Source organism: Deinococcus radiophilus, assembly GCF_020889625.1.
GTDB lineage: Bacteria > Deinococcota > Deinococci > Deinococcales > Deinococcaceae > Deinococcus > Deinococcus radiophilus.
In genome coordinates, this window is record NZ_CP086380.1 from 1105144 (window position 1) to 1123794 (window position 18651).

16 protein-coding genes and 1 pseudogene are annotated in these 18651 nt (G+C 64.2%); 12 read left to right on the plus strand and 5 right to left on the minus strand.

All coding sequences use genetic code 11. The features are described 5' to 3' along the window. The first annotated feature begins 3 nt into the window (after positions 1-3). Positions 4-1161, plus strand: a complete 1158-nt coding sequence (locus tag LMT64_RS05635) for a glutathionylspermidine synthase family protein (protein ID WP_126350845.1) — start codon at positions 4-6, stop codon at positions 1159-1161. 13 nt (positions 1162-1174) lie between these two features. Here the strand turns inward: LMT64_RS05635 and LMT64_RS05640 are convergent, their stop codons facing one another. Together LMT64_RS05640 and LMT64_RS05645 are read right to left on the minus strand one after the other, a co-directional pair. Then, entirely contained in the window at positions 1175-2038 is an 864-nt protein-coding gene (locus LMT64_RS05640) for a DMT family transporter (protein WP_126350846.1), read from the minus strand. Further along, positions 2035-2259: a DinB family protein gene (locus tag LMT64_RS05645; protein ID WP_126350847.1), complete on the minus strand. Its 225-nt coding sequence runs from the start codon at positions 2257-2259 to the stop codon at positions 2035-2037. Before LMT64_RS05645 ends, LMT64_RS05640 begins: the two co-directional genes overlap by 4 nt. A 193-nt stretch (positions 2260-2452) precedes the next feature. Here LMT64_RS05645 and LMT64_RS05650 point away from each other — a divergent pair, with 193 nt between their 5' ends. After that, positions 2453-2968, plus strand: a complete 516-nt coding sequence (locus tag LMT64_RS05650) for a macro domain-containing protein (protein ID WP_126350848.1) — start codon at positions 2453-2455, stop codon at positions 2966-2968. A 250-nt stretch (positions 2969-3218) separates the two neighbouring features. Here the strand turns inward: LMT64_RS05650 and LMT64_RS05655 are convergent, their stop codons facing one another. Continuing rightward, complete coding sequence (locus LMT64_RS05655) at positions 3219-5057, minus strand: ATP-binding protein (protein ID WP_126350849.1); 1839 nt, start codon at positions 5055-5057, stop codon at positions 3219-3221. A gap of 126 nt (positions 5058-5183) precedes the next feature. Further along, complete coding sequence (locus LMT64_RS05660) at positions 5184-6230, minus strand: DNA double-strand break repair nuclease NurA (RefSeq protein ID WP_126350850.1); 1047 nt, start codon at positions 6228-6230, stop codon at positions 5184-5186. Between the two features lie 175 nt (positions 6231-6405). Between LMT64_RS05660 and LMT64_RS05665 the strand changes: the two genes are divergently transcribed. The 9 genes and pseudogenes from LMT64_RS05665 (at position 6406) to LMT64_RS05705 (ending at position 15746) form a co-directional block, all read left to right on the plus strand. Further along, the gene (locus LMT64_RS05665) at positions 6406-7098 is read left to right on the plus strand and encodes a CoA transferase subunit A (RefSeq protein ID WP_126350851.1); all 693 of its coding nucleotides are present in this window, start codon (positions 6406-6408) and stop codon (positions 7096-7098) included. A gap of 82 nt (positions 7099-7180) precedes the next feature. Next, positions 7181-7810, plus strand: a complete 630-nt coding sequence (locus LMT64_RS05670; RefSeq protein WP_229253063.1) for a CoA transferase subunit B — start codon at positions 7181-7183, stop codon at positions 7808-7810. A 141-nt stretch (positions 7811-7951) separates the two neighbouring features. Beyond that, positions 7952-8671: a hypothetical protein gene (locus LMT64_RS05675; protein ID WP_126350853.1), complete on the plus strand. Its 720-nt coding sequence runs from the start codon at positions 7952-7954 to the stop codon at positions 8669-8671. A 129-nt stretch (positions 8672-8800) separates the two neighbouring features. Further along, positions 8801-9670, plus strand: coding sequence for a spermidine synthase family protein (locus LMT64_RS05680; protein ID WP_126350854.1), 870 nt, complete (start codon positions 8801-8803; stop codon positions 9668-9670). 35 nt (positions 9671-9705) lie between these two features. Then, a complete protein-coding gene (locus LMT64_RS05685; RefSeq protein WP_126350855.1) occupies positions 9706-10848 on the plus strand; it encodes a cytochrome P450 in 1143 nt (380 codons plus the stop codon). 113 nt (positions 10849-10961) lie between these two features. Next, positions 10962-12641, plus strand: a complete 1680-nt coding sequence (locus tag LMT64_RS05690) for an acyl-CoA carboxylase subunit beta (protein WP_126350856.1) — start codon at positions 10962-10964, stop codon at positions 12639-12641. Positions 12642-12718: 77 nt separating this feature from the next. Beyond that, positions 12719-13933: pseudogene (locus tag LMT64_RS05695) on the plus strand (acyl-CoA dehydrogenase family protein). A 182-nt stretch (positions 13934-14115) separates the two neighbouring features. Next, positions 14116-14736: a DUF47 domain-containing protein gene (locus LMT64_RS05700; protein ID WP_126350992.1), complete on the plus strand. Its 621-nt coding sequence runs from the start codon at positions 14116-14118 to the stop codon at positions 14734-14736. Positions 14737-14750: 14 nt separating this feature from the next. Further along, a complete protein-coding gene (locus tag LMT64_RS05705) occupies positions 14751-15746 on the plus strand; it encodes an inorganic phosphate transporter (protein WP_126350858.1) in 996 nt (331 codons plus the stop codon). A gap of 75 nt (positions 15747-15821) precedes the next feature. Here the strand turns inward: LMT64_RS05705 and LMT64_RS05710 are convergent, their stop codons facing one another. Continuing rightward, a complete protein-coding gene (locus LMT64_RS05710; protein ID WP_126350859.1) occupies positions 15822-17132 on the minus strand; it encodes an AI-2E family transporter in 1311 nt (436 codons plus the stop codon). 142 nt (positions 17133-17274) lie between these two features. On the opposite strand from LMT64_RS05710, the gene murD reads away from it, so the two are divergent. Continuing rightward, positions 17275-18651 carry a UDP-N-acetylmuramoyl-L-alanine--D-glutamate ligase gene (murD, locus tag LMT64_RS05715; RefSeq protein WP_229253064.1) on the plus strand — a complete coding sequence of 459 codons (1377 nt, stop codon included), beginning with the start codon at positions 17275-17277 and terminating at the stop codon, positions 18649-18651.

Below are 18651 nucleotides of genomic sequence, written 5' to 3' on the forward strand. Positions count from 1 at the left end.
CTAATGCGGCGGCGCACCTTCGCCCCACGCCCCGGCTGGCAGGAACGACTGGAAGCGGTGGGCATGTTATGGCACGGCACCGCGCCAGATCATCCGGTTCCCTACTGGGCCGAGGATGCGGGTTACCAGTTCTCCGCCGCCGAGGTGTCTGACCTGGAGCGGACCGCGCAGCGCCTCACGGGTCAGGTGCTGACCGCCACCGAGTACGCGATCACCCAGGGGCGGCTGGCCGAACTGGGCATTCCCGACTTTATGGAAGATGCGGTGCGTGAGTCGTGGGACCGCGATGACCCCAGCGTCTACCTGCGGCTGGACCTGGCCTACTGTCCCGGCGAACCACCCCGGCTGCTGGAGGTCAATGGGCAGACGCCGACCAGTTTGCTAGAAGCCGCAGTGTGCCAGTGGCAGTGGCTGGAAGACCGGCAGGCGGCAGCCGAACTGCCGTCTCAGGCCGGGCAGTGGAACACCCTTCACGAAGCACTGGGCGAGCAGTGGGCACATTTGCGCAGCGAACGGTCCTTAAGCGAAGTGACCTTCAGCTCGGCGCTGAGCGACGAGGACCTGGCCACCGTGACCTATCTACGCGAACTGGCCAACGCGGCAGGTCTCCAGACCGCTTACCTGCCCGTGGACCGCCTGGGCCTGGCCCCGCACGAACCGTATCTGCTGGACGGCTGGCCCCGGCCCATCCGGAATCTGATGTGGCTGTGGCCGTTCGAGTTCGCCTGGGATGCCCGCGACGGCGAGGCGCTGGCCACGACCCGGACCCGCTTTATCGAGCCGCTCTGGAAGGCCGTGACCAGCTCTAAGGGGCTGCTGGCCGTGCTGCACGACCTTTACCCAGATGACGAAAGCATTTTGCCCGCCAGCCTGACCCCCGGCACCCTCAAGGGGCCAGCGGTGCAAAAGCCGCTGTATTCCCGTGAGGGGCAAAACATTATCCTGCCCGGTCAGGCCATGACCCCCGGCGATTACGCAGGGTATCCCCTGATTGAACAGGCCTATACGGAGCTGCCCACCTACCCAGCCCCGGATGGCCCGCGCTACCCGGTGCTGGGCGTCTGGGCCGCAGGTGACGAGGTGTGCGGCCTGGGCATCCGTGAGGGACGGGGGCGCGTCACCGATAACCGCGCCAGCTTTGTGCCGCACTGGACCGAGTAAGGGCCTGAACGGCTCAGGGGCGGTGCCGGGGCGTGCGGTTCATCAGGGTCAGCCCGGCCAGAATCACGGCTACTCCCAGCAGCGGCAGCAGGCCGTACCGTTCCCCGGCCAGCACGCCCCAGAAGATGCCCCAGATCGGCAGAATGTAGGTGATGGCGCTGGCCTGGGTGGCTGAAGTGCGCGACAACAACGTGTAGAACAGCAGGTAGGCCAGCCCCGATCCGAAGATCCCCAGGACGGCGACACTGGCCAGCGCTTTGGCCGTCACCTCCGCAGGAAAGCCGCTCAGCAGTGCGGGGACGAGCAGCATCAGACCGGACAGGGTCAGTTGCAAGGTAGCTATGCCAAGCGGGGCGTAGCCCTGCAGGCGGGACTTGGCCAGGGTATTCGCCAGCGCGTAGGACAGCGCCGCCGCCAGAATCATGGCCAGACCCAGTGCCGTGGCGTTGCCACCAATCAGGCTGCCTGACACGGTCAGGCCGACACCGACCAGCCCCAGCAGGACCCCCACCGTCATACGTGAATTCACGTGGGCGTCCTTGAGGAGCCAGGCCACCAGCAACGTGAACAGCGGTGTGGTGGCGTTCAGGATGGCCGCGATCCCACTGGACACCGTCAGCTCACCCCAGGCGAACAGCGTCCAGGGAACGGCGTTGTTCAGCAGCGCCACAGTCAGCAGCGGCCAGAACACCTCACGGGTCGGTAGCGCTGGACGCTTCCAGGCAAACACCGCCCAGAGCACCGCCGCCCCGAAGGCGCAACGTAAAAAGGCCACCCACAGCGGTGAAAAGCTCTCGCCCGCCAGCTTGATAAGAATAAAGGACGCTCCCCAGAAAAAGGAGAGCGTGAACCAGATCAGGAGATCCTGCCGGGTCATGGGGTTGGCGGACCGCCCGCCACCAGATCCAGGTGGGCCAGGTGAGGCTGACTGTGCCGAGCATCCAAGGAAAGGAGTCCGTCCAGGGTCACCTGCGCGGCGGCCCTGGCCCGCAGCTCTTCAGACAGGCGGTCCGACACAGCAATCCGTTCACGCCGCTGGTCGGGGGTCAGCGCTCCTTGTTGCGGTGCCGGACCAATCGGATAACGGGGGTCGGTCATCTGGCCACTATATGCTTGCGCCTGATCCCGGTGTCTGCGACCAGCTCTAGAGGCCGAATCGGAAGATGACGGAGATGGCTGCACCTCCGCAGGTTGTAGGCGAGCACACGGGCACAGCTCCGCAGGAGAGCGAGGAGGCATAGACTGGCTTGGACCTCACACCCCTGTTCCGGATGACCTCTAGACTGACTCCATGTTGCAACTGGTCCAGGGAAATATCGCAGGCGAAACCTCGTGTGCGGTCGCTACCGCCGCCAACGCCTCACTGGTCGGCGGCGGCGGGGTAGATGGTGTGATTCACCGCGCCGCCGGGCCGGAGCTGCTGCGCGCCGTTCGGAGAATCGGCGGCACACCCACGGGAACCGCAGTTGTTACCCCAGCATTTGACCTATCGCGCCAGGGGGTCCGGTATGTCATTCACGCGGTCGGCCCGGTCTGGCGTGGCGGAAATGCAGGCGAGGCCGAGGCGCTGGCCGGAGCCTACCGCGCCTCGCTGCGGCTGGCCCGCGAGCAGGGCTGCGCGTCGGTATCGCTGCCGTCCCTGAGTACGGGCGTGTACGGCTACCCGCCAGAGAAGGCAGCGCCAATAGCAGTGCGAACAATTCTGGATGATCTAGAACACAATGGCGACCTGGAAGTGCGGCTGGTGCTGTACGGCGCGGAGATGCTGCAGACCTTTGAGCGGGCCCTGGCAGAGGCACAGGGCTGAGGGAGGGTCCGTTAGACAGTAGCCGGGCCATGAGCCTGCGACCCAGAGGACCAAAGGGCATTTCCGCGCGCTGGTTGATGACCCTGGCGTGAATCTGCTGGCTCCGGTTCCCCACGCGCAGGAACCGGGGCACACTTATCTGCGCTCAGTGCTGCTGATCGCTGACCACACTGCCTATCACAGCGGACAAGTGGCGCTGCTCAAGCGGCGGCTGGGCGGCGGGGATTCGCTGAGACGAGCTGACTTACTTCTACAGCCCCAGCCACTCCTCCCCCACTTCTTCCTCAGGACGGTCCTCCTGAACGGCCGCCTCGTCCTTGCGGGTCGCCCAGGCAGGAAAGGGATAGCCCACCAGCACCGGGTTGGGCACGTCGGGCTGACTGACCAGCATGGTACCGGGCTGTAAGATGCCCGCCCGCATCCGGAAGCTGGGCGGCAAGAAGCGGTACTCGGGCCGCTCGGCTTCGGCCATGTCCAGGCGGCCCACCACCCGAATGGCCGCGTTGGATACGATGCGCCGCTCCACTTCCGAGGCGGTCTGCTGCGCCCCGATCAGGATGATGCCCAGAGAGCGGCCCCGCTCGGCGATGTCCAGCAGCACGTCCTTGATGGGACTGTCGCCGTCGCGTGGGGCGTACTTGTTCAGCTCGTCCAGCACCACGAAGACCGTGTCGCGGCGGCCCACCTTTTCCTTGTGCTCGAAGACCTCGCGCAGCAGCACGCCCACCGCGAACATCTGCGCGGGGCCACTGAGGTTATGAATGTCCACCACTGTGGTTTGAATACCGTCTTTAAGGATATTGGGGCGGTAGCGCTCGGCTTGCTCGGCGCTCAGGTCGCCCCGGATCAGGGGGCTGAGATACTTCTGCACACCGCGCATCCGCCGCACAAAGGCCCGCAGCGTGCCGGGACTTTGCTTTTGCGCCCATTTCTTGTCGCCTTCGCCGTCGTTTTCTTCCAGCAACTTGAACTCGATATACGAAATCAGGTCTTCAAAGCGGGTGATGGTGATGCCGCCCAGGTCATTGAAGGTCAGCCCCTCGGGAATCTCACCCCCCTCTTCGGGCCGCCAGTCAGACACATGCAGGCCAGTGCCACTGCCTTTTTGCTCTTGTGCCAGTCGGTAAAGGCGCTCCTCCACATTGCCGATCACGAAACCAAGGTTCAGACTGCTCCCTGCGTCCGAAAAGACGTAGGGCAGCATCCGCCGCTGACAAAACTCGCGCAGCGAGAAAACAAAGGCACCCACGCCGGTCGTGCGCTGCTGCACGTCTGGCAAAATGGCGTCACCACCAGCACTGCGCGGTGGGGCCAGAAACTGCACATTCTGAAACGGCGCTTGTGGCAGCCCCAAGCGGGCGTAGCGGCCCTCGCTGCCGTAGCCTTTGCGGGCGCTCACCCGCCCCTCTTTTTCATTCACCTTGGCGTTGGGCCTATCCAGGTGCAGCAGGTCTTCGCCCTTCACATTGAAGATCAGCGCGCGGGTGTTGTGGCCTTCTTGCCGCCGCGCCAGCACCCCCCCCTGGAAAATGGAATGCAGCAAGAACAGCGCGTAACTGGTCTTGGTCGCCACACCAGAAATCCCAGAAATGTTGATGTGGCCGCCCTGCTCACCGTTCACGAACTGGTAGTTGAGCGGCAGCACCTGACCGTCAGCCAAGAGGCCCCCCGCAAAGATGTCATCCATCTTGTCGGCGCTGAGGGCCAAAGCCAGCTCATCGCCTACCGCGTGCCGCACCGGATCACCGGGCTGGGGCGGAATAAAGTCTTCGGGGTCCACCCGCGTGACCAGCACCCGCGCCGCATAGCTCACACTGGCGGGCAAGATGCCGCCCATCACGTCGTGTACGTCGGAATCGAACCGCACGCCCTCATGACGGGTCCGCACATGGTCCACAATCCCGAAAAACCGCACCGGGCGTCCGTCGGGCTTGGTGGTCTGCACGGCCACCAGGTCATCCATCTGGACCGATGCGCCAGGCAGGACAGCAAACCAGAATCCAGTGGGGGTGGCGTCTTCGGTGCCCATAATCAGGCCGATGTTCTGACCCGGCGGACTGGCAGAGTCAGGGCTGGCAAATTCAGTCATGGTTCATTGCTCCAACGTTCAAAAGTGTCATGGGTTCGGTCGTTACGGCTGCTTCAAGGGGGCCGGGCTACCGTAACTCGTTAGGCCTCTTCCCCTTCCCCCCGGCCTCGTCACGGAAATGTAGGGTCAGGCCGTCATTCTTTGCTGGGCCAGGTGCGCCCGGATTCTCCGCGTCACCAGTTCGGCGTTGCCCAAGCGGCGGCTCATCTCCTGCTCCAGCGCGGCGGTGGGGACCAGGTTCTGCGGAGCGCGGCCATCTTTGTGCGGCTGGCTGCCCAGGCAGCGCAGCAGCGTGCCCGACAGATCGGCAATATCGCGCACGGCACGCGGCACAAAGTCGGCGTCCTCAGGAGCGTGCATTTCCAGGCGCATGACTCCCGCCAGCGGATGCTCATAAAAGCGCGCGTCCGCCAGACGGACATACCAGGTAAAGCGCTGCTCGCGGCCAGAGGCCTCGTTGCCTTCACCCCGGTCGCCAAGCGTGAAGCGCAGGATCGGCGTACGCTCGCCGCACTTCAGGTTCATCAAGAGTGGGTTGCGGTCTTCGCCTAAGTAATCGGTGTGCAGGCTCTTGATGTAGCCCACCACGGCCCGGCCCGCTTCTCCCACCCGCACGGGGCCGTCTTGCAGCACCAGTGTTTCGGGGGCTTCGTCGGGGTCGTCCTCCTCCAGTGGCAAGGCCGAGGCCAGGGCCTGCGCCAGGGCGCGCTCGGTATCCAGCATCCGTTTCTGGATGGCCGCCTGTGCGCCCAGAATGTCGGTGCCGCTAAAAGACTGCGGCTGGTAGATCAGCTCACCGGTTTGCGGGTTCCGTGGGCTGAGCCGCTCAGCACTGAGTTGCAGGTCGCCGCCAAAAGCCATGACCCGTTGCATATCCACGCCATGAAAGCGGGCCTGACGGTGGCCGTGGGGGCAGAGGTCTACCGCGCCCACCGCGTAAGCCCCGAAGCCGGCCACACTGAGGCGTCCAGCGTCATCTTCCAGCAGCAGCCGGGCGTCCATTCGTGGGCGGCCGTCCACCACCAACACCTGCCGCAGCGACTCCGGCAGCGGGCACGCCGCCACGGCTTCCCAGCGCGGCGATTCCACGTCGTAGACCCGTCCGGCGAACGGTTTCAGCGTCAGCTGAGCATTCTGGGTATCTACCGGCCAGGGGTCAAGGCGAATTCGCATAGTCGGCAGTCTAGCGCGGAAAACTCTGTCTGGGACGTAATACGCTGTGAGCGTAACATCCCAGATGGATTTATTGATTCCCAGTATTGCCACTTTATGGAGTCGGTAAGGAAACCCGGCTTGGCCCTGGCCTGCCTTTGCTCGCCCCCCGGCCCGCCCGCTACAATGTCGGCACATGGACAAGGTATTTCCAAGCGCTGCGGCGGCCCTGCAAGGAATCGTGGCAGACGGACAGACGCTGGCTGTCGGCGGCTTCGGGCTGTGCGGCATTCCCGAAGCGCTGATCCTGGCCCTGCGTGACAGCGGCGTCAAGAACCTGACCGCGGTCAGCAACAACGCCGGTGTGGACGGCTGGGGTCTGGGCCTGCTGCTGCAGTCGCGCCAGATTCGCAAGATGGTCAGCAGCTATGTGGGCGAGAACAAGGAATTCGAGCGCCAGTACCTCGCCGGCGAACTGGAACTGGAATTCACACCGCAGGGTACGCTGGCCGAGCGGATGCGGGCCGGGGGCGCGGGCATTCCCGGCTTTTACACCAAGACGGGTGTGGGCACGGTGGTCGCCGAGGGCAAGGAGCACAAGGACTTTGACGGCGAAACCTACATTCTGGAACGCGGGATTCGGGCCGATGTGGCGTTGGTCAAGGCCTGGAAGGCCGATAAGGCCGGAAATCTGGTGTACCGCAAGACCGCGCAGAACTTCAACCCGCTGGCGGCGACCTCTGGCCGCGTGACCGTGGCCGAGGTCGAAGAAATCGTGGAAGTAGGCCAGTTGGACCCCGATCAGATCGATACCCCCGGCATCTACGTGCAGCGGGTGATCCTCAACACCGAACCCGAAAAGCGGATCGAACAAAGAACGACGCGTTGACGGTTGAGAGGTGATGGTTGCTGGAACTGGACTTCTCTCAACCATCTCCCCTCTTCCATCAACGCTCCGAAAGGAGCACCACATGGCTTGGACACGCGAAGAAATGGCGCAGCGCGCCGCACAGGAATTGCAGGACGGTTTTTACGTGAACCTGGGCATCGGCCTGCCCACGATGGTCGCCAACCACATCCCACAGGGCATGGACGTCTGGCTGCAATCGGAAAACGGCCTGCTGGGCATCGGCCCTTTTCCCACTGAAGATGAGGTGGACCCCGACCTGATCAACGCGGGCAAGCAGACGGTCACCGCGCTGCCAGGAGCCAGCTTTTTTCACTCGGCCGAGAGTTTCGGGATGATCCGGGGCGGGCATGTGAATCTGGCGATTCTGGGGGCCATGCAGGTGTCTGAGCGCGGCGACCTGGCCAACTGGATGATTCCCGGCAAGATGGTCAAGGGCATGGGCGGCGCGATGGACCTGGTGGCGGGTGTGCAGCGTGTGGTGGTGCTGATGGAACACGTCGCTAAAGGAGACGCGCACAAAATCCTGCCGGAATGCACCCTGCCGCTGACGGGTCAGGGCGTGGTGGACCGCATCATCACCGATCTGGGCGTGCTGGACGTGACCCCGCAGAGCCTGCGGCTGGTAGAACTGGCCCCCGGCGTGACCCTGGACGAACTGCGCGAGAAGACCGGGGCGGAGGTGCGCGAGTAGCAGACTGGGAGCAGGGGCAGGACGTGCAGCAATGGTCAGCCGTATTCCGGGATGGGGGCCACGCCCACCCAATCCAGGCCAGTCGTTCACACAGATGAGGGAACCGTGCGGCCTACACTCTGTGCACGCTAACGTGCAGGGGTGCCGCCTCTTCTCTTCCTGGCACTTCCCGCCGGTTATCTGCTGGGGTGGTTCGTCTTTGGGTTGGACCCTGGGACGCTGACGGTAGGACTGGCCGGACTGATGCTGACGCTGGCCTACGCCGAGCGGCAGGAGGCAGGTATAGCCGATCTGTTGCGGCTGGTACTGGCAATGTTTGGGGTGCTGGGATTCACTGGCAGCCTCTTTGCCGCTGCGCTGACGCTCAAGTCTCACTCGGGCTTCGAGTGGGCGCACATCCTGCTGCCGCTGGCGGTGGTGGGGGCATCGTTTTCCTGGCTGTTGCTGCGCCGTCTCTTTGCTTGGCTCCGCCGTAACAGTCAGACTCTGCGGACCCCAGCGGCTCCCTGGCTCCTCCTGGGCGGGGTCTTGGTCTTCGCCGCTGTTCCGGCGGTCAGGGTGGACTGTAGAGGGCTGCAAGAAGACGACTTTCTGAGCTACGGCAGCGACTTCCAGGGCAGTTTGACGGGGCCACGCTGGGTCAGGCAGCCCGCGCAGCTGCCAGACCGCAACGAGCTGCCAGCTGACTTTGTGGTGGCCGGGGTCTCTGCAGGCGTGGTGGGGTGTCAGCGAACGCCCTTTTCGTGGGAGCGGGTGCAGCCACTCTTGTTGGTTCGCCTCACCGACAAGGTGCAGCCGGGCATGACCACTTATGCCGCCGCTCAGCGTGGGCGACCACCGCAAGCTGACCCAGTGGGCTGAGGTGCAAGGCTCACCCTTTTCGCTGGAGTCGCAGGCGGGCTGGACCTACCCTGTGCCAGGATGGAACGTGTCTCCCGCCTATCCCCACCTCCCACCCGAAGTCGCCGCTGCACTGGAGGAGATGCCGCGATGACCCTGCCCCCCTTTGCCCTCCCCCTCCTCGCCCTGGCCAGCGGGTATCTGGTCACCTGGTTCCTCTGGGGGGTGTGGTGGCCCTGGCTGCTGGTGTGCGCCGTCATTGGGGCGCTGGCCTGGGCCGAAGCGACAGGCAGTGGGCGTGCTTTCGGGCGCTCGGTAGGCGGCGTGGCGCTGGCTGGAGCGACGCTGTGGGGCGCCTTCGCCCTGGTCGCTTACGGGCGCATGGCCCTCAGCCCGCACAACCCGTTGCCGTTCGGCCCCCTAGGCGTGTTGGTCAGCGCCGCGCTGCCTGCGTCTGTCCTGGCGGCCCTGTGGTGGCTGTGGCGCACCCGGCCTGCCCGAACCCCAGCAGCCCCGCCGCTGGCCCCCTGGCTATGGCTGCTGGGCGCAGTGGCGCTGGCCCTCTTTCCGCCGGTGCGCATCGATTGCCGGGGGATGAAACAAACCGAGTCTTTTCTGAAATACGACAGCGGCTTTACAGGCTTCGCGGGAGAGAACGACTGGAGCCGCCACCCGGAGCAGATGCCGGGCCGCAGTGAGTTGCCCGCCGACTGGGTGGTAGGCGATGTGGACGCCGCCATAACGCACTGCTCGCGCCCGCTAAGTTTCCGCGCCAGTGAACCGCTCCTGGTGGCCTTCGTGCAGGAACCGGGCTACAACAATCCCCGCAGCTACGCCGCCGTGTTCACCCCCGGCGACCATGAGCGCCTGACCCCCTGGACGCCGACGACGGGCTATCTTGCGCAGCCCAGTGGCACGGCCTACACCCCCTACCTGTGGCCCGTGCCGGGGCTGGACACGGTGTATCCGGTGCTGCCTGCGCTGCCACCCGAACTGGCCCGCGCCCTGCCCCAGCGCTAGCCTTAGGGCGGGCCTCGGGACGCTAGCCTGGGCGGGTGCCTCTGCCCCGCCCCCCGCTGCATCCGTCCCTGCCCGCGCCGCTGGGCCACTTGCCAGCCTGGAGCAGCGAACCGCTCGCTTTGCTGCACACCGGGGCAGAAGCGGCCCGTACCGAGGGGTTAGACGTGTTTGGGCTGAACCTGGGTCTGAGTGCTGTGGTGGGCTTTTCGCCGCAGTGGAACCGCGCCGTGCTGACCGACCTGGAAACCTTTCGCAGCCGGGGCAGCCTATCCAGTCTGGTTCCGTACCTGAACGGCGGCGTGATCGTCACCGACGCGCCGGAACATGCTCTTAGGCGGCACGCCCTGAACCCCAGCTTCTCGCGCAGCGCCCTAGAGGGGCTGACCGCTGCCGTGCGCCAGAAGCTGCCCGACTTTCCAGCCGGGCGGACCGACGCCCTGGCCTGGGCCGACCATGCCGTGCGCGACTTGCTGAACGTGGCCTATTTCAGTGGCGAGTTTGACGCGGAGCTGTTGGACCGTTTCCTGGCACCACTGCGCCGCCCCTTTCCGGCACCAATGCGTCCACATCCCCGCACACTCGTGGCTGTACGGCGCGAACTGCTGCGGCTGGGTCGCCTGCGGGCGAATGAGCCCAGGCCCGACCTGCTCAGCACCCTGATCCGCCAGCCCGGCTGGATGGAAGACACGCGCGTGTCGCTGGCCGCTGCCCACGACACCACCACCCATGCACTGGCTTACGGGGTCTGGCATCTGGCCCAGGCTCCGCAGTGGCATACGCCAGAGCAGCATGGGGCCGTCATCAAGGAAGTGCTGCGGCTGTATCCGCCCGGCTGGATGGGCAGCCGCCGCCTGAGGCGCAGTCTGGAGTGGCGCGGCCATACCCTGCCCGCAGGCACCCTGGCGCTGTATTCCACCTACCTCACCCACCGTGACCCTGGGCTGTGGGACGGGCCGGACCACTTCAGGCCTGAGCGCTGGTCACATAAGCCCCCTGCCTGGGCCTACCTTCCCTATGGCGGTGGCGAGCGCATCTGCCTGGGCATGCATCTGGCCGGCCTGCTGCTGACCGAAACATTAGCCGCCTTGCCCCTGTTGCGGACCCTGGGCGGTGACGCCACTCCCGCGCCGGGGCTGACGCTGGGGCCAGCGGGACCGCTGTGGGTAGCGCGGGCCTAAGGCTGCAAATCTGTTTGCGCAGCCGACTGCGTGCTCAACACAATCTTGGCCCGCCGGACACCCATTGCTGCTAGGCCTTTGTTCATTACGCTTTTGCTACACTCGGCTTACACATGACAGACAGCACCCCAGCCACAGAGGCCACGCAGCCTTTGCCCCCATCCTGGCCGCAGGCCCTCGCAGACTGGCAGCGCAGCGCCGAACAGATGCGGGCCGGAGGCGGCCCCAAAGCGCAGCAACGCCAGCACGACAAAAACCGCCTCACCGCCCGCGAGCGGATTCGCCAACTGGTTGACGGTGGCAGCGAATTCGACGAACTGATGACCTTTGCGGGTTGGGGCATGTACGAGGAGGTCGGCGGCTGCCCCAGCGGCGGCACCGTGACCGGCATCGGGCAGATCGGGGGCCGTCCCTGGATGATCATCGCCAACGACGCCACCGTCAAGGCCGGCGCGTTTTTCCCGATCACGGCCAAAAAGGTGATCCGGGCGCAGACCATCGCGCTGGAAAATCACCTGCCGGTGGTGTACCTGGTGGACTCAGCGGGCGTATACCTGCCCATGCAGGACGAGATTTTCCCTGACCAGGACGACTTCGGGCGAGTCTTCTACCTGAATGCCCGGATGTCGGCACTGGGCATTCCGCAGATCGCTGCCATCATGGGCAATTGCGTGGCCGGCGGGGCCTACCTGCCCGTGATGTGCGACACGCTGATCATGACCGAAGGGTCGGGGCTATACCTGGCTGGACCCGCACTGGTCAAGGCGGCCATCGGGCAGGTTGTAGACAGCGAAGACCTGGGCGGTGCGGACATGCACGCCTCTATTGCCGGCACGGTGGACTACAAGGAGCCGGACGACGAGAGTGCGCTGCGGCGCGTCCGCGCGCTGGCCGATCTGTACGCGCAGGGCGACCCCGCTCCCTTCGCCCGCCGCCGCACGCCCGCCGCCGAGATTCAGGCTCCCGCACAGCGTGACCTGACCGAACTGGTGAGCTTCGACAGTGCTAGCCCCTACGACGTGCGGGAACTCATTCGGGCGCTGGTGGACAGCGGCGAATTTCATGAGTTCAAGCCAGAGTATGGCGAAACCATCGTCTGCGGTTTTGCACGCCTGGGCGGATTTCCGGCAGCCTTCGTCGCCAACCAGCGCACCGTGATCAAGAAGAAAATGAAGGCGGGTGGCGTCCCAGGTCTGACCACCCGGATCGAGGTGGGCGGCGTGATCTACGGCGACAGCGCTGACAAAGCCGCCCGGTTCATTCTGGACGCCAACCAAGCAGGCGTGCCACTGATCTTCCTCAGCGACGTGACCGGCTTTATGGTGGGCCGCGACAGCGAACAAGAAGGCATCATCCGCCGCGGAGCCAAGCTGGTGAACGCCGTGAGCAACAGCGTGGTGCCCAAAATCACCCTGATTACGGGCGGGTCTTTTGGGGCCGGGAACTACGCCATGAACGGCAAAGCCTACAGCCCACGTTTCCTCTTTGCGTGGCCCAGCGCCAAGTACGCCGTGATGAGCGGCAACGCCGCGGCCAAAACCCTGCTGGACATTCAACTGGCAGCCCTGAAGCGGCAAGGTCACGAGCCTGACGATGAGGAATTGCAGGCCATGTACAATCAGGTCAAGGCAAAATACGATACCGAGTTGGACCCCCGTTACGCCGCTTCACGGCTGTGGGTGGACGAAATTATTGACCCCAACGACACCCGTGAGCGCCTGATCCGCGCCCTCGAAGCCTGTGCCCAGAACCCGCACCAAGAAGAACTGAAAGTCGGCGTATTTCAGGTGTGAACTTACAGCGGGCCCTCTAGACGCCCGCCTTCTCCGCTCTCAGCCGCCAACTCTCAACCCCTTAAGAGGAAAAAATAATGACTGCAACCACAGACAAGCCTGCCCAGACCACCAATCCCAACCTGACCCCGTTCAACGACGATCAGCGCACCATTATCACCGCGCTGCGCCAGTTCCTGAAAAATAAGGTGGAGCCCGGCGCTGCCGAGCGGGATCAGACCAGCGAGTTCCCCATGGACCTCGTCCGCGAGTTGGGCGAAATGGGCATTATGGGCGCACAGACCCCCGAAGCCTACGGCGGCTCGGAGCTGGACACCGCCACCTTCGCCCAGATCATTGAGGAAATCGCAGTAGTAGACGGCAGCCTGTGCCTGACCGTCGCCAGCCACAACTCACTGTGTCAGGGTCACATCCTGATTGGCGGCACCGAGGCCCAGAAACAAAAGTTCCTGCCGGACCTGGCCGCTGCCAAGAAACTGGGGGCCTAGGGCCTAACCGAACCCGGCAGCGGCTCGGACAGCGCCGGCCTGCAGACCAACGCCAAAGAGCAGCCGGACGGCAGCTGGATTTTGAACGGCTCGAAGAATTTCATCACCCAGGGCAGCGTGGGCGGCACCTACGTGATTCTGGCCCGCACCGACGCGCCCCGCGAAGGCAAAGGCAAGAACGACGGCATCAGCGCGTTCGTGTTCAACCGCGACGAGGTGGAGGGCTTTTCCATCGGCCGCAAAGAAGACAAGTTGGGCCTGCGGAGCAGTGACACCGCGCAGCTGATCTTCGAAGATATCCATCTGCCCGCTGACGCTCTGCTGGGCGAACGCGGCAACGCCTTTAAGGACGTGATGAAGGTGCTGGACGGGGGCCGTGTGGGCATCGGCGCGATGGGTCTGGGCCTGGGCCGCGCAGCCTTCGAATACGCTGCCCGCTACACCCTGGAGCGCGAGCAGTTCGGCAAGCCGCTGGCCTACAACCAGAACATCGCTTTCCGCCTGGCCGAGATGGACACCAAGCTGGAAGCGGCCCGTCTGCTGATCCGCAAGGCCGCCGACCTCAAGGATGCGGGGCAGCCTTTCACCATCCCCGTGGCCCGCGCCAAGTATTACGCCACAGTGGTCGGCGTGGAAGCCTGTGACGAAGCCATTCAGATGCTGGGTGGCTACGGTTACATCAAGGAGTACCCGGTCGAGCGCTTCTGGCGCGATAACCGCCTGACCCGTATCGGCGAAGGCACCGACGAAGTGCAGCGCCTGGTCATCAGCCGCGACGTGCTCAAGCGCTTCGCCAACGACTAAAGTCAGCCCACCGGCTATAGGCCGAAAAAACACTGAGAAAGAGGCGGAGGAGCGATGTGCTTCCCGCCTTTTTGCTGGCCCACCAACCGCTGCATGTCTGACGCCATCTGTCCACATGACACAGCTGACATTCCCCTGACATACTGAGCCATGAGGAGAGTGGAAACGTGTTGTCAAAATTCATGCCCCAAAACCCCCGGTTTGCTGCCAAATTTGCCGAAAGTGCCCAGATTGCTCATGCGGCTGCGCAGGCTCTGGTAGACCTGCTGGAGAACTACACCGATGTCGAAACCAAGGTCCAGCGAATCCGTGATCTGGAACTGGATGGTGACCGGATCTCAGGTGATCTGACCAACCTGCTGGCCGAGTCGTTTATCGTGCCGTTCGACCGCGAGGACATCCTTTCACTGAACCATGAACTGAATGACCTGGTGGGTGACCTTGAAGAAGCGGCGCGCAAGCTGAGCCTGTACGGCATTCAGCAACCCTTGCCACAGATGGCCCAACTGGCCCAGGTGGCCGAGCGGCAGTGTGCGCTGCTGGCCCAGGGGTTGCCCCTGATTGAAGACAACCGTGCCCTGCCCCAGCTGCGCCAACTGGCCGCCGAAATTCGCCGTTTGGAAGACGAAGCCGACGCCGTTGGTGACGATGTGGCCCGCCACCTGTACGACGGTGTGAGGGAAGTGCCGCAGATGATTCTGGCGATGCGCTCGGGTGAAATTATCGAGCTGCTGGAGAATGCCACCGATCAGGCCAAGCGGGTCGCCAAGACAGTCGAGCATATCCTGCTGAAAAACGCGTAAGGGAACTGGGCAATATGGAAACTGCTCTGATCGGCCTGATCATCATCATCGCTCTGGCCCTGATTTTCGACTTTATCAACGGCTTTCACGATACGGCCAATGCCATCGCCACCTCGGTGGCCACGCGGGTTCTGACCCCCCAGCAGGCCATCGCCATGGCCGCCATCCTGAACGTGGTGGGCGCGCTGACCGGCACGGCCGTCGCCAAGACCATCAGTTCGGATATCGTGCCGCAGGAGTACGCCACTTTAGAACTGGTCGGCGCGGCGCTCGTCAGCGCGATCATCTGGAACCTGTTCACTTGGTGGAAGGGCCTGCCCAGCAGCTCCAGCCACGCACTCATTTTCAGCCTGGTGGGGGCCGGGGTTGCCGCAGGCGGCTGGGGCATCATCATCCCCAAGGGCGTCATCAAGACCTTGCAGGGCCTCTTTTATAGTCCTATTTTGGGCTTTACGGTCCCGATCATCCTGATGGCGGTGATTTCCTGGCTGTTTCTCCGCTGGATGAAGCCAGCCGCCGTAACCCGCAACTTCCGCGTGCTGCAGATTCTCAGCGCCGCCTTTATGGCCTACTCGCACGGGCGCAACGACGCCCAGAAGACCATGGGCATCATGACCTTCGCCCTGAGCGCCTACTTTGGAACACAGTTCGAGACTGTGCCGCTATGGGTCATCCTCTCGGCGGCCATCGCCATGGGCCTCGGCACCGCCATGGGCGGCTGGCGCATCATCAAGACGATGGGCTTCAAGGTGGTGGACCTCAAGCCCGTAGACGGCTTCGTGGCCGAAACCAGCGCCGCACTGATTATCGACGGCGCGTCCACGCTGGGGATTCCGGTCAGCACGACCCACACCATTTCCAGCTCCATTATGGGGGTCGGCACCACCAAGGGCTTTAAGAAAGTCAAGTGGCAGGTGGCGGGCCGGATCGTGCAGGCCTGGATCTTTACCATTCCGACCTGTCTGGCGCTGGGGTGGGCCATTTACGAACTGTTTGAACTGTTCAGCTGAAGCTGCTCCTTAGTCCCAACAAGCAGCGGCGCCGAGGATTCTTCGGCGCCGCTGCTTCGTTCATTCACTGGTCACTCAAGCGTCTCCAGAGCGTCGAGGAGGGGCTTGCTCTTCAATCACCAATGGGCGTTCTGCCGCAGTCGGATCGGCCGGCTGACCTTCACTGCCCAGCAGCCGCTCCACATCCTGCAGGGACAGCTTCTCCTGCTCGGCTTCCTGCCCTTCCTGGCGGGCCTTGGCCGCCTTCTCGCGCTCCTCTTTCAGGATTTCCTCACGCTCCTGCTCTTTCTCGATTTCCTCGCCTACATCGCCGCGAATCAGCGCCTGGGCCACGTCATCGGTCAGTTCGGTGCGGCCATTCTGGCTCAGGTAGAAGTTCTCATACACCGCCTTGATGACGATCAAGAACGGCACGGTCAGGAAAGCGCCGACGATCCCGAAGACGCTACCGAACAGCAGCACGCCTACGGTGACCGACAGGGGATGCATCTTGCCCGCGCTACCCAGCAGAAAGGGAGCCAGCACGTAGCTTTCGAGTTGCTGAAAGGCGACGGCGAAGATGGCCACGTACAGGCCTTTTTGCGGATCGTCAATCGCCGCAAACAGCACGGGCGGAATGCCCGCCAGAATCGGCCCGATGTTGGGGATCAATTCGCCCAGTGCGGCCAGCACGCCGAAGACCAGCCAGTTCTCCACGCCCAGAAAGTACAGTCCAGCAGCCATGATTGCCCCAGTCGCCAGCATGATGGTTACGGTGGCGCGGCCCCAGGCCCCCATCTGAACCAGAATCTGCGCTAGCGTGCGGGTGGCCTGGAGACGGTATTGCGGTGGGAAAGCGTTCAGCACGCCGCCAATCAGGGGCGTGGGGTTGGACAGCACGAAAATGACCATGACCAGCGTGACCACGCCAGTAAACAACAGCCCCACCGCACCTGCGGCCCACTGCAAGATGGAACCTACCGACGAACTCAGCCACTCGGTCAACTGGGCCTGAAAATTCTGGAACTGTTCAGGCTGCACGAACTGTTCCAGCTGCGGATAACGCTGCGCGAGCGTTTCCAGCTGGGCCTGCGCACCCTCTAGGGTACTAGGCAAGTTGCCGACCAACCCAGTGAGCTGTCCGGCAATCGGCGGAATGGCCAGCCAGCCCAGGCCCACCAAGCCGCCCAGCAACAGCAAGACGGTGAGCGAGGCCGCCAGTGCACGCGACATCCAGCGCTCAAAGAAGCGGGCCACTGGATTGAGCGCCGACGCCAAAATGACGGCCAGAATAATAGCCAGCAGCGGGGTGGTGACCTGCCCGAAGAAGTTGATGGCCAAGATGGCCGCCAGAACGGCAAAAGCAGCTGGCAGCAGATTGATGACGCGAATGGTGGGGGCAGACATGTTCTCTATCTTGCCAGAAGGCCCAATCAGGGTGCCTTAATCACGCTCCCTGACCGGATGGGTCGTCTGCCCGCTTTCTGCACTACATCTGGCCCTGGGGAAACTGCACCCTCCTCAGACAAAAACGCGTAGCATGGTCGGCGTGACCGACCGGATCAACCCCCATTCTCCCAGCTGCCCGCCTTGGCTGGTCTACGGCCTGGGCCGCAGTGGCCGGGGCGCCGCCCGCTTCCTGGCGGCCCAGGGCGAGCAGGCCCACTGGCTGGACGCCCGCCCACAGCCTGAAGACCTGACGCTGATGGAACAGCTCGGCTTCCAGCGCGGCGGCGTAGCCCGCCCCTACCGCACGGTGATCGCCGCGCCTGGCGTACCGATTGATCACCCTGACCTGTTGGCCCTGCAGGCCAATGGTGCCGAGATCATCGGTGAGGTGGCCCTGGCGGCACGTATGCGACCGGAAGTGACTCTGGTGGGCGTGACCGGTACGGCGGGCAAGGGCGGCACCACCACCCTGACCGCGCAGCTGCTGCGGGCCGCCGGGGTCGATGCGCTGGAGGGCGGCAATATAGACCCGCCGCTGCTGGACATCGTGGACCGCTGCGAGGTGGCGGTGGTAGAGCTGAGCAGCTTTCAGCTGGAGCGCACCGCAGGAACCCGCTTTCCGGTCGCGGTCATCACCAACCTGGGGGTGGATCACCTGGACCGGCACCTCACCGTGCCGGAGTATCACGCCGCCAAGCTGCACATCATGGACGGTCAGCAGCCTGGTGACGTGCTGGTGCTGCCGCCACTGGAGGCCCCTGGCGGGGGTCATCTGGCGGCACTCCGGAAATACGCGGGCGCACGGCATTTCGTGCCCGGCCAGATTACGCTGGCGGGCGGCACCCCCGTGCTAGACGCGTCTGAGTTGCCCACCGGTATTCACCCGGCCAACGCAGCAGCAGCGGTCTTGGCGGCAGAGGCTACCCTGCACCATTTGGGCCGTACACAGCCTGATCTGGTAGGTACACTGGCCCAGGGCTTACGTCAGGCCCAACCGATCCGGGGCCGTTTTGAAGAAGTGGGACGGCTGGGAGGTATCCGCTTGATCGAGGATTCCATCGCTACCCGGACCATTGCGGTGCGCTCGGCCCTGGAACAAGCCCCTGCCCCAGTGGTCTGGCTGGTGGGTGGCCGCGACAAGGGCGCGGAACTGGCCCCACTGCGCGGGGCCGCTCAGGGGCGCGTGCGTCACGTGGTGGCCTTCGGTGAGGATGGCCCACGCTTCGCTGCCGAGTTGGGACTTCCCTACACCGTTATTCCCATGCAGGCGGGTCAGGGCGCACAAGCTATGCAGGACGCGGTCACCGAAGCCCTACGATATTTACCTGAAGGCCAGGGCAGCGTGCTGCTGGCACCCATCGGCACGTCGTTTGACTTGTTCGCCAACTACCAAGAGCGGGGAGCGGCCTTCCGGCAGGCGGTGGAGGAGCGTTTAGCCCCTTCAAGTGCTGCAGACCTACAGGAGACGCCAGCATGA

Bases quoted from the DNA above. Each gene is read 5' to 3' on its own strand.
- LMT64_RS05680 (WP_126350854.1), top strand. From the start codon at position 8,801: ATGACCCTGCCCCCCTTTGCCCTCCCCCTCCTCGCCCTGGCCAGCGGG.
- LMT64_RS05660 (WP_126350850.1), bottom strand. From the start codon at position 6,230: ATGCGAATTCGCCTTGACCCCTGGCCGGTAGATACCCAGAATGCTCAG.
- LMT64_RS05690 (WP_126350856.1), top strand. From the start codon at position 10,962: ATGACAGACAGCACCCCAGCCACAGAGGCCACGCAGCCTTTGCCCCCA.
- LMT64_RS05645 (WP_126350847.1), bottom strand. From the start codon at position 2,259: ATGACCGACCCCCGTTATCCGATTGGTCCGGCACCGCAACAAGGAGCG.
- LMT64_RS05655 (WP_126350849.1), bottom strand. From the start codon at position 5,057: ATGACTGAATTTGCCAGCCCTGACTCTGCCAGTCCGCCGGGTCAGAAC.
- LMT64_RS05670 (WP_229253063.1), top strand. From the start codon at position 7,181: ATGGCTTGGACACGCGAAGAAATGGCGCAGCGCGCCGCACAGGAATTG.
- LMT64_RS05650 (WP_126350848.1), top strand. From the start codon at position 2,453: ATGTTGCAACTGGTCCAGGGAAATATCGCAGGCGAAACCTCGTGTGCG.
- LMT64_RS05710 (WP_126350859.1), bottom strand. From the start codon at position 17,132: ATGTCTGCCCCCACCATTCGCGTCATCAATCTGCTGCCAGCTGCTTTT.
- LMT64_RS05665 (WP_126350851.1), top strand. From the start codon at position 6,406: ATGGACAAGGTATTTCCAAGCGCTGCGGCGGCCCTGCAAGGAATCGTG.
- LMT64_RS05635 (WP_126350845.1), top strand. From the start codon at position 4: ATGCGGCGGCGCACCTTCGCCCCACGCCCCGGCTGGCAGGAACGACTG.
- LMT64_RS05705 (WP_126350858.1), top strand. From the start codon at position 14,751: ATGGAAACTGCTCTGATCGGCCTGATCATCATCATCGCTCTGGCCCTG.
- LMT64_RS05700 (WP_126350992.1), top strand. From the start codon at position 14,116: ATGCCCCAAAACCCCCGGTTTGCTGCCAAATTTGCCGAAAGTGCCCAG.
- LMT64_RS05640 (WP_126350846.1), bottom strand. From the start codon at position 2,038: ATGACCCGGCAGGATCTCCTGATCTGGTTCACGCTCTCCTTTTTCTGG.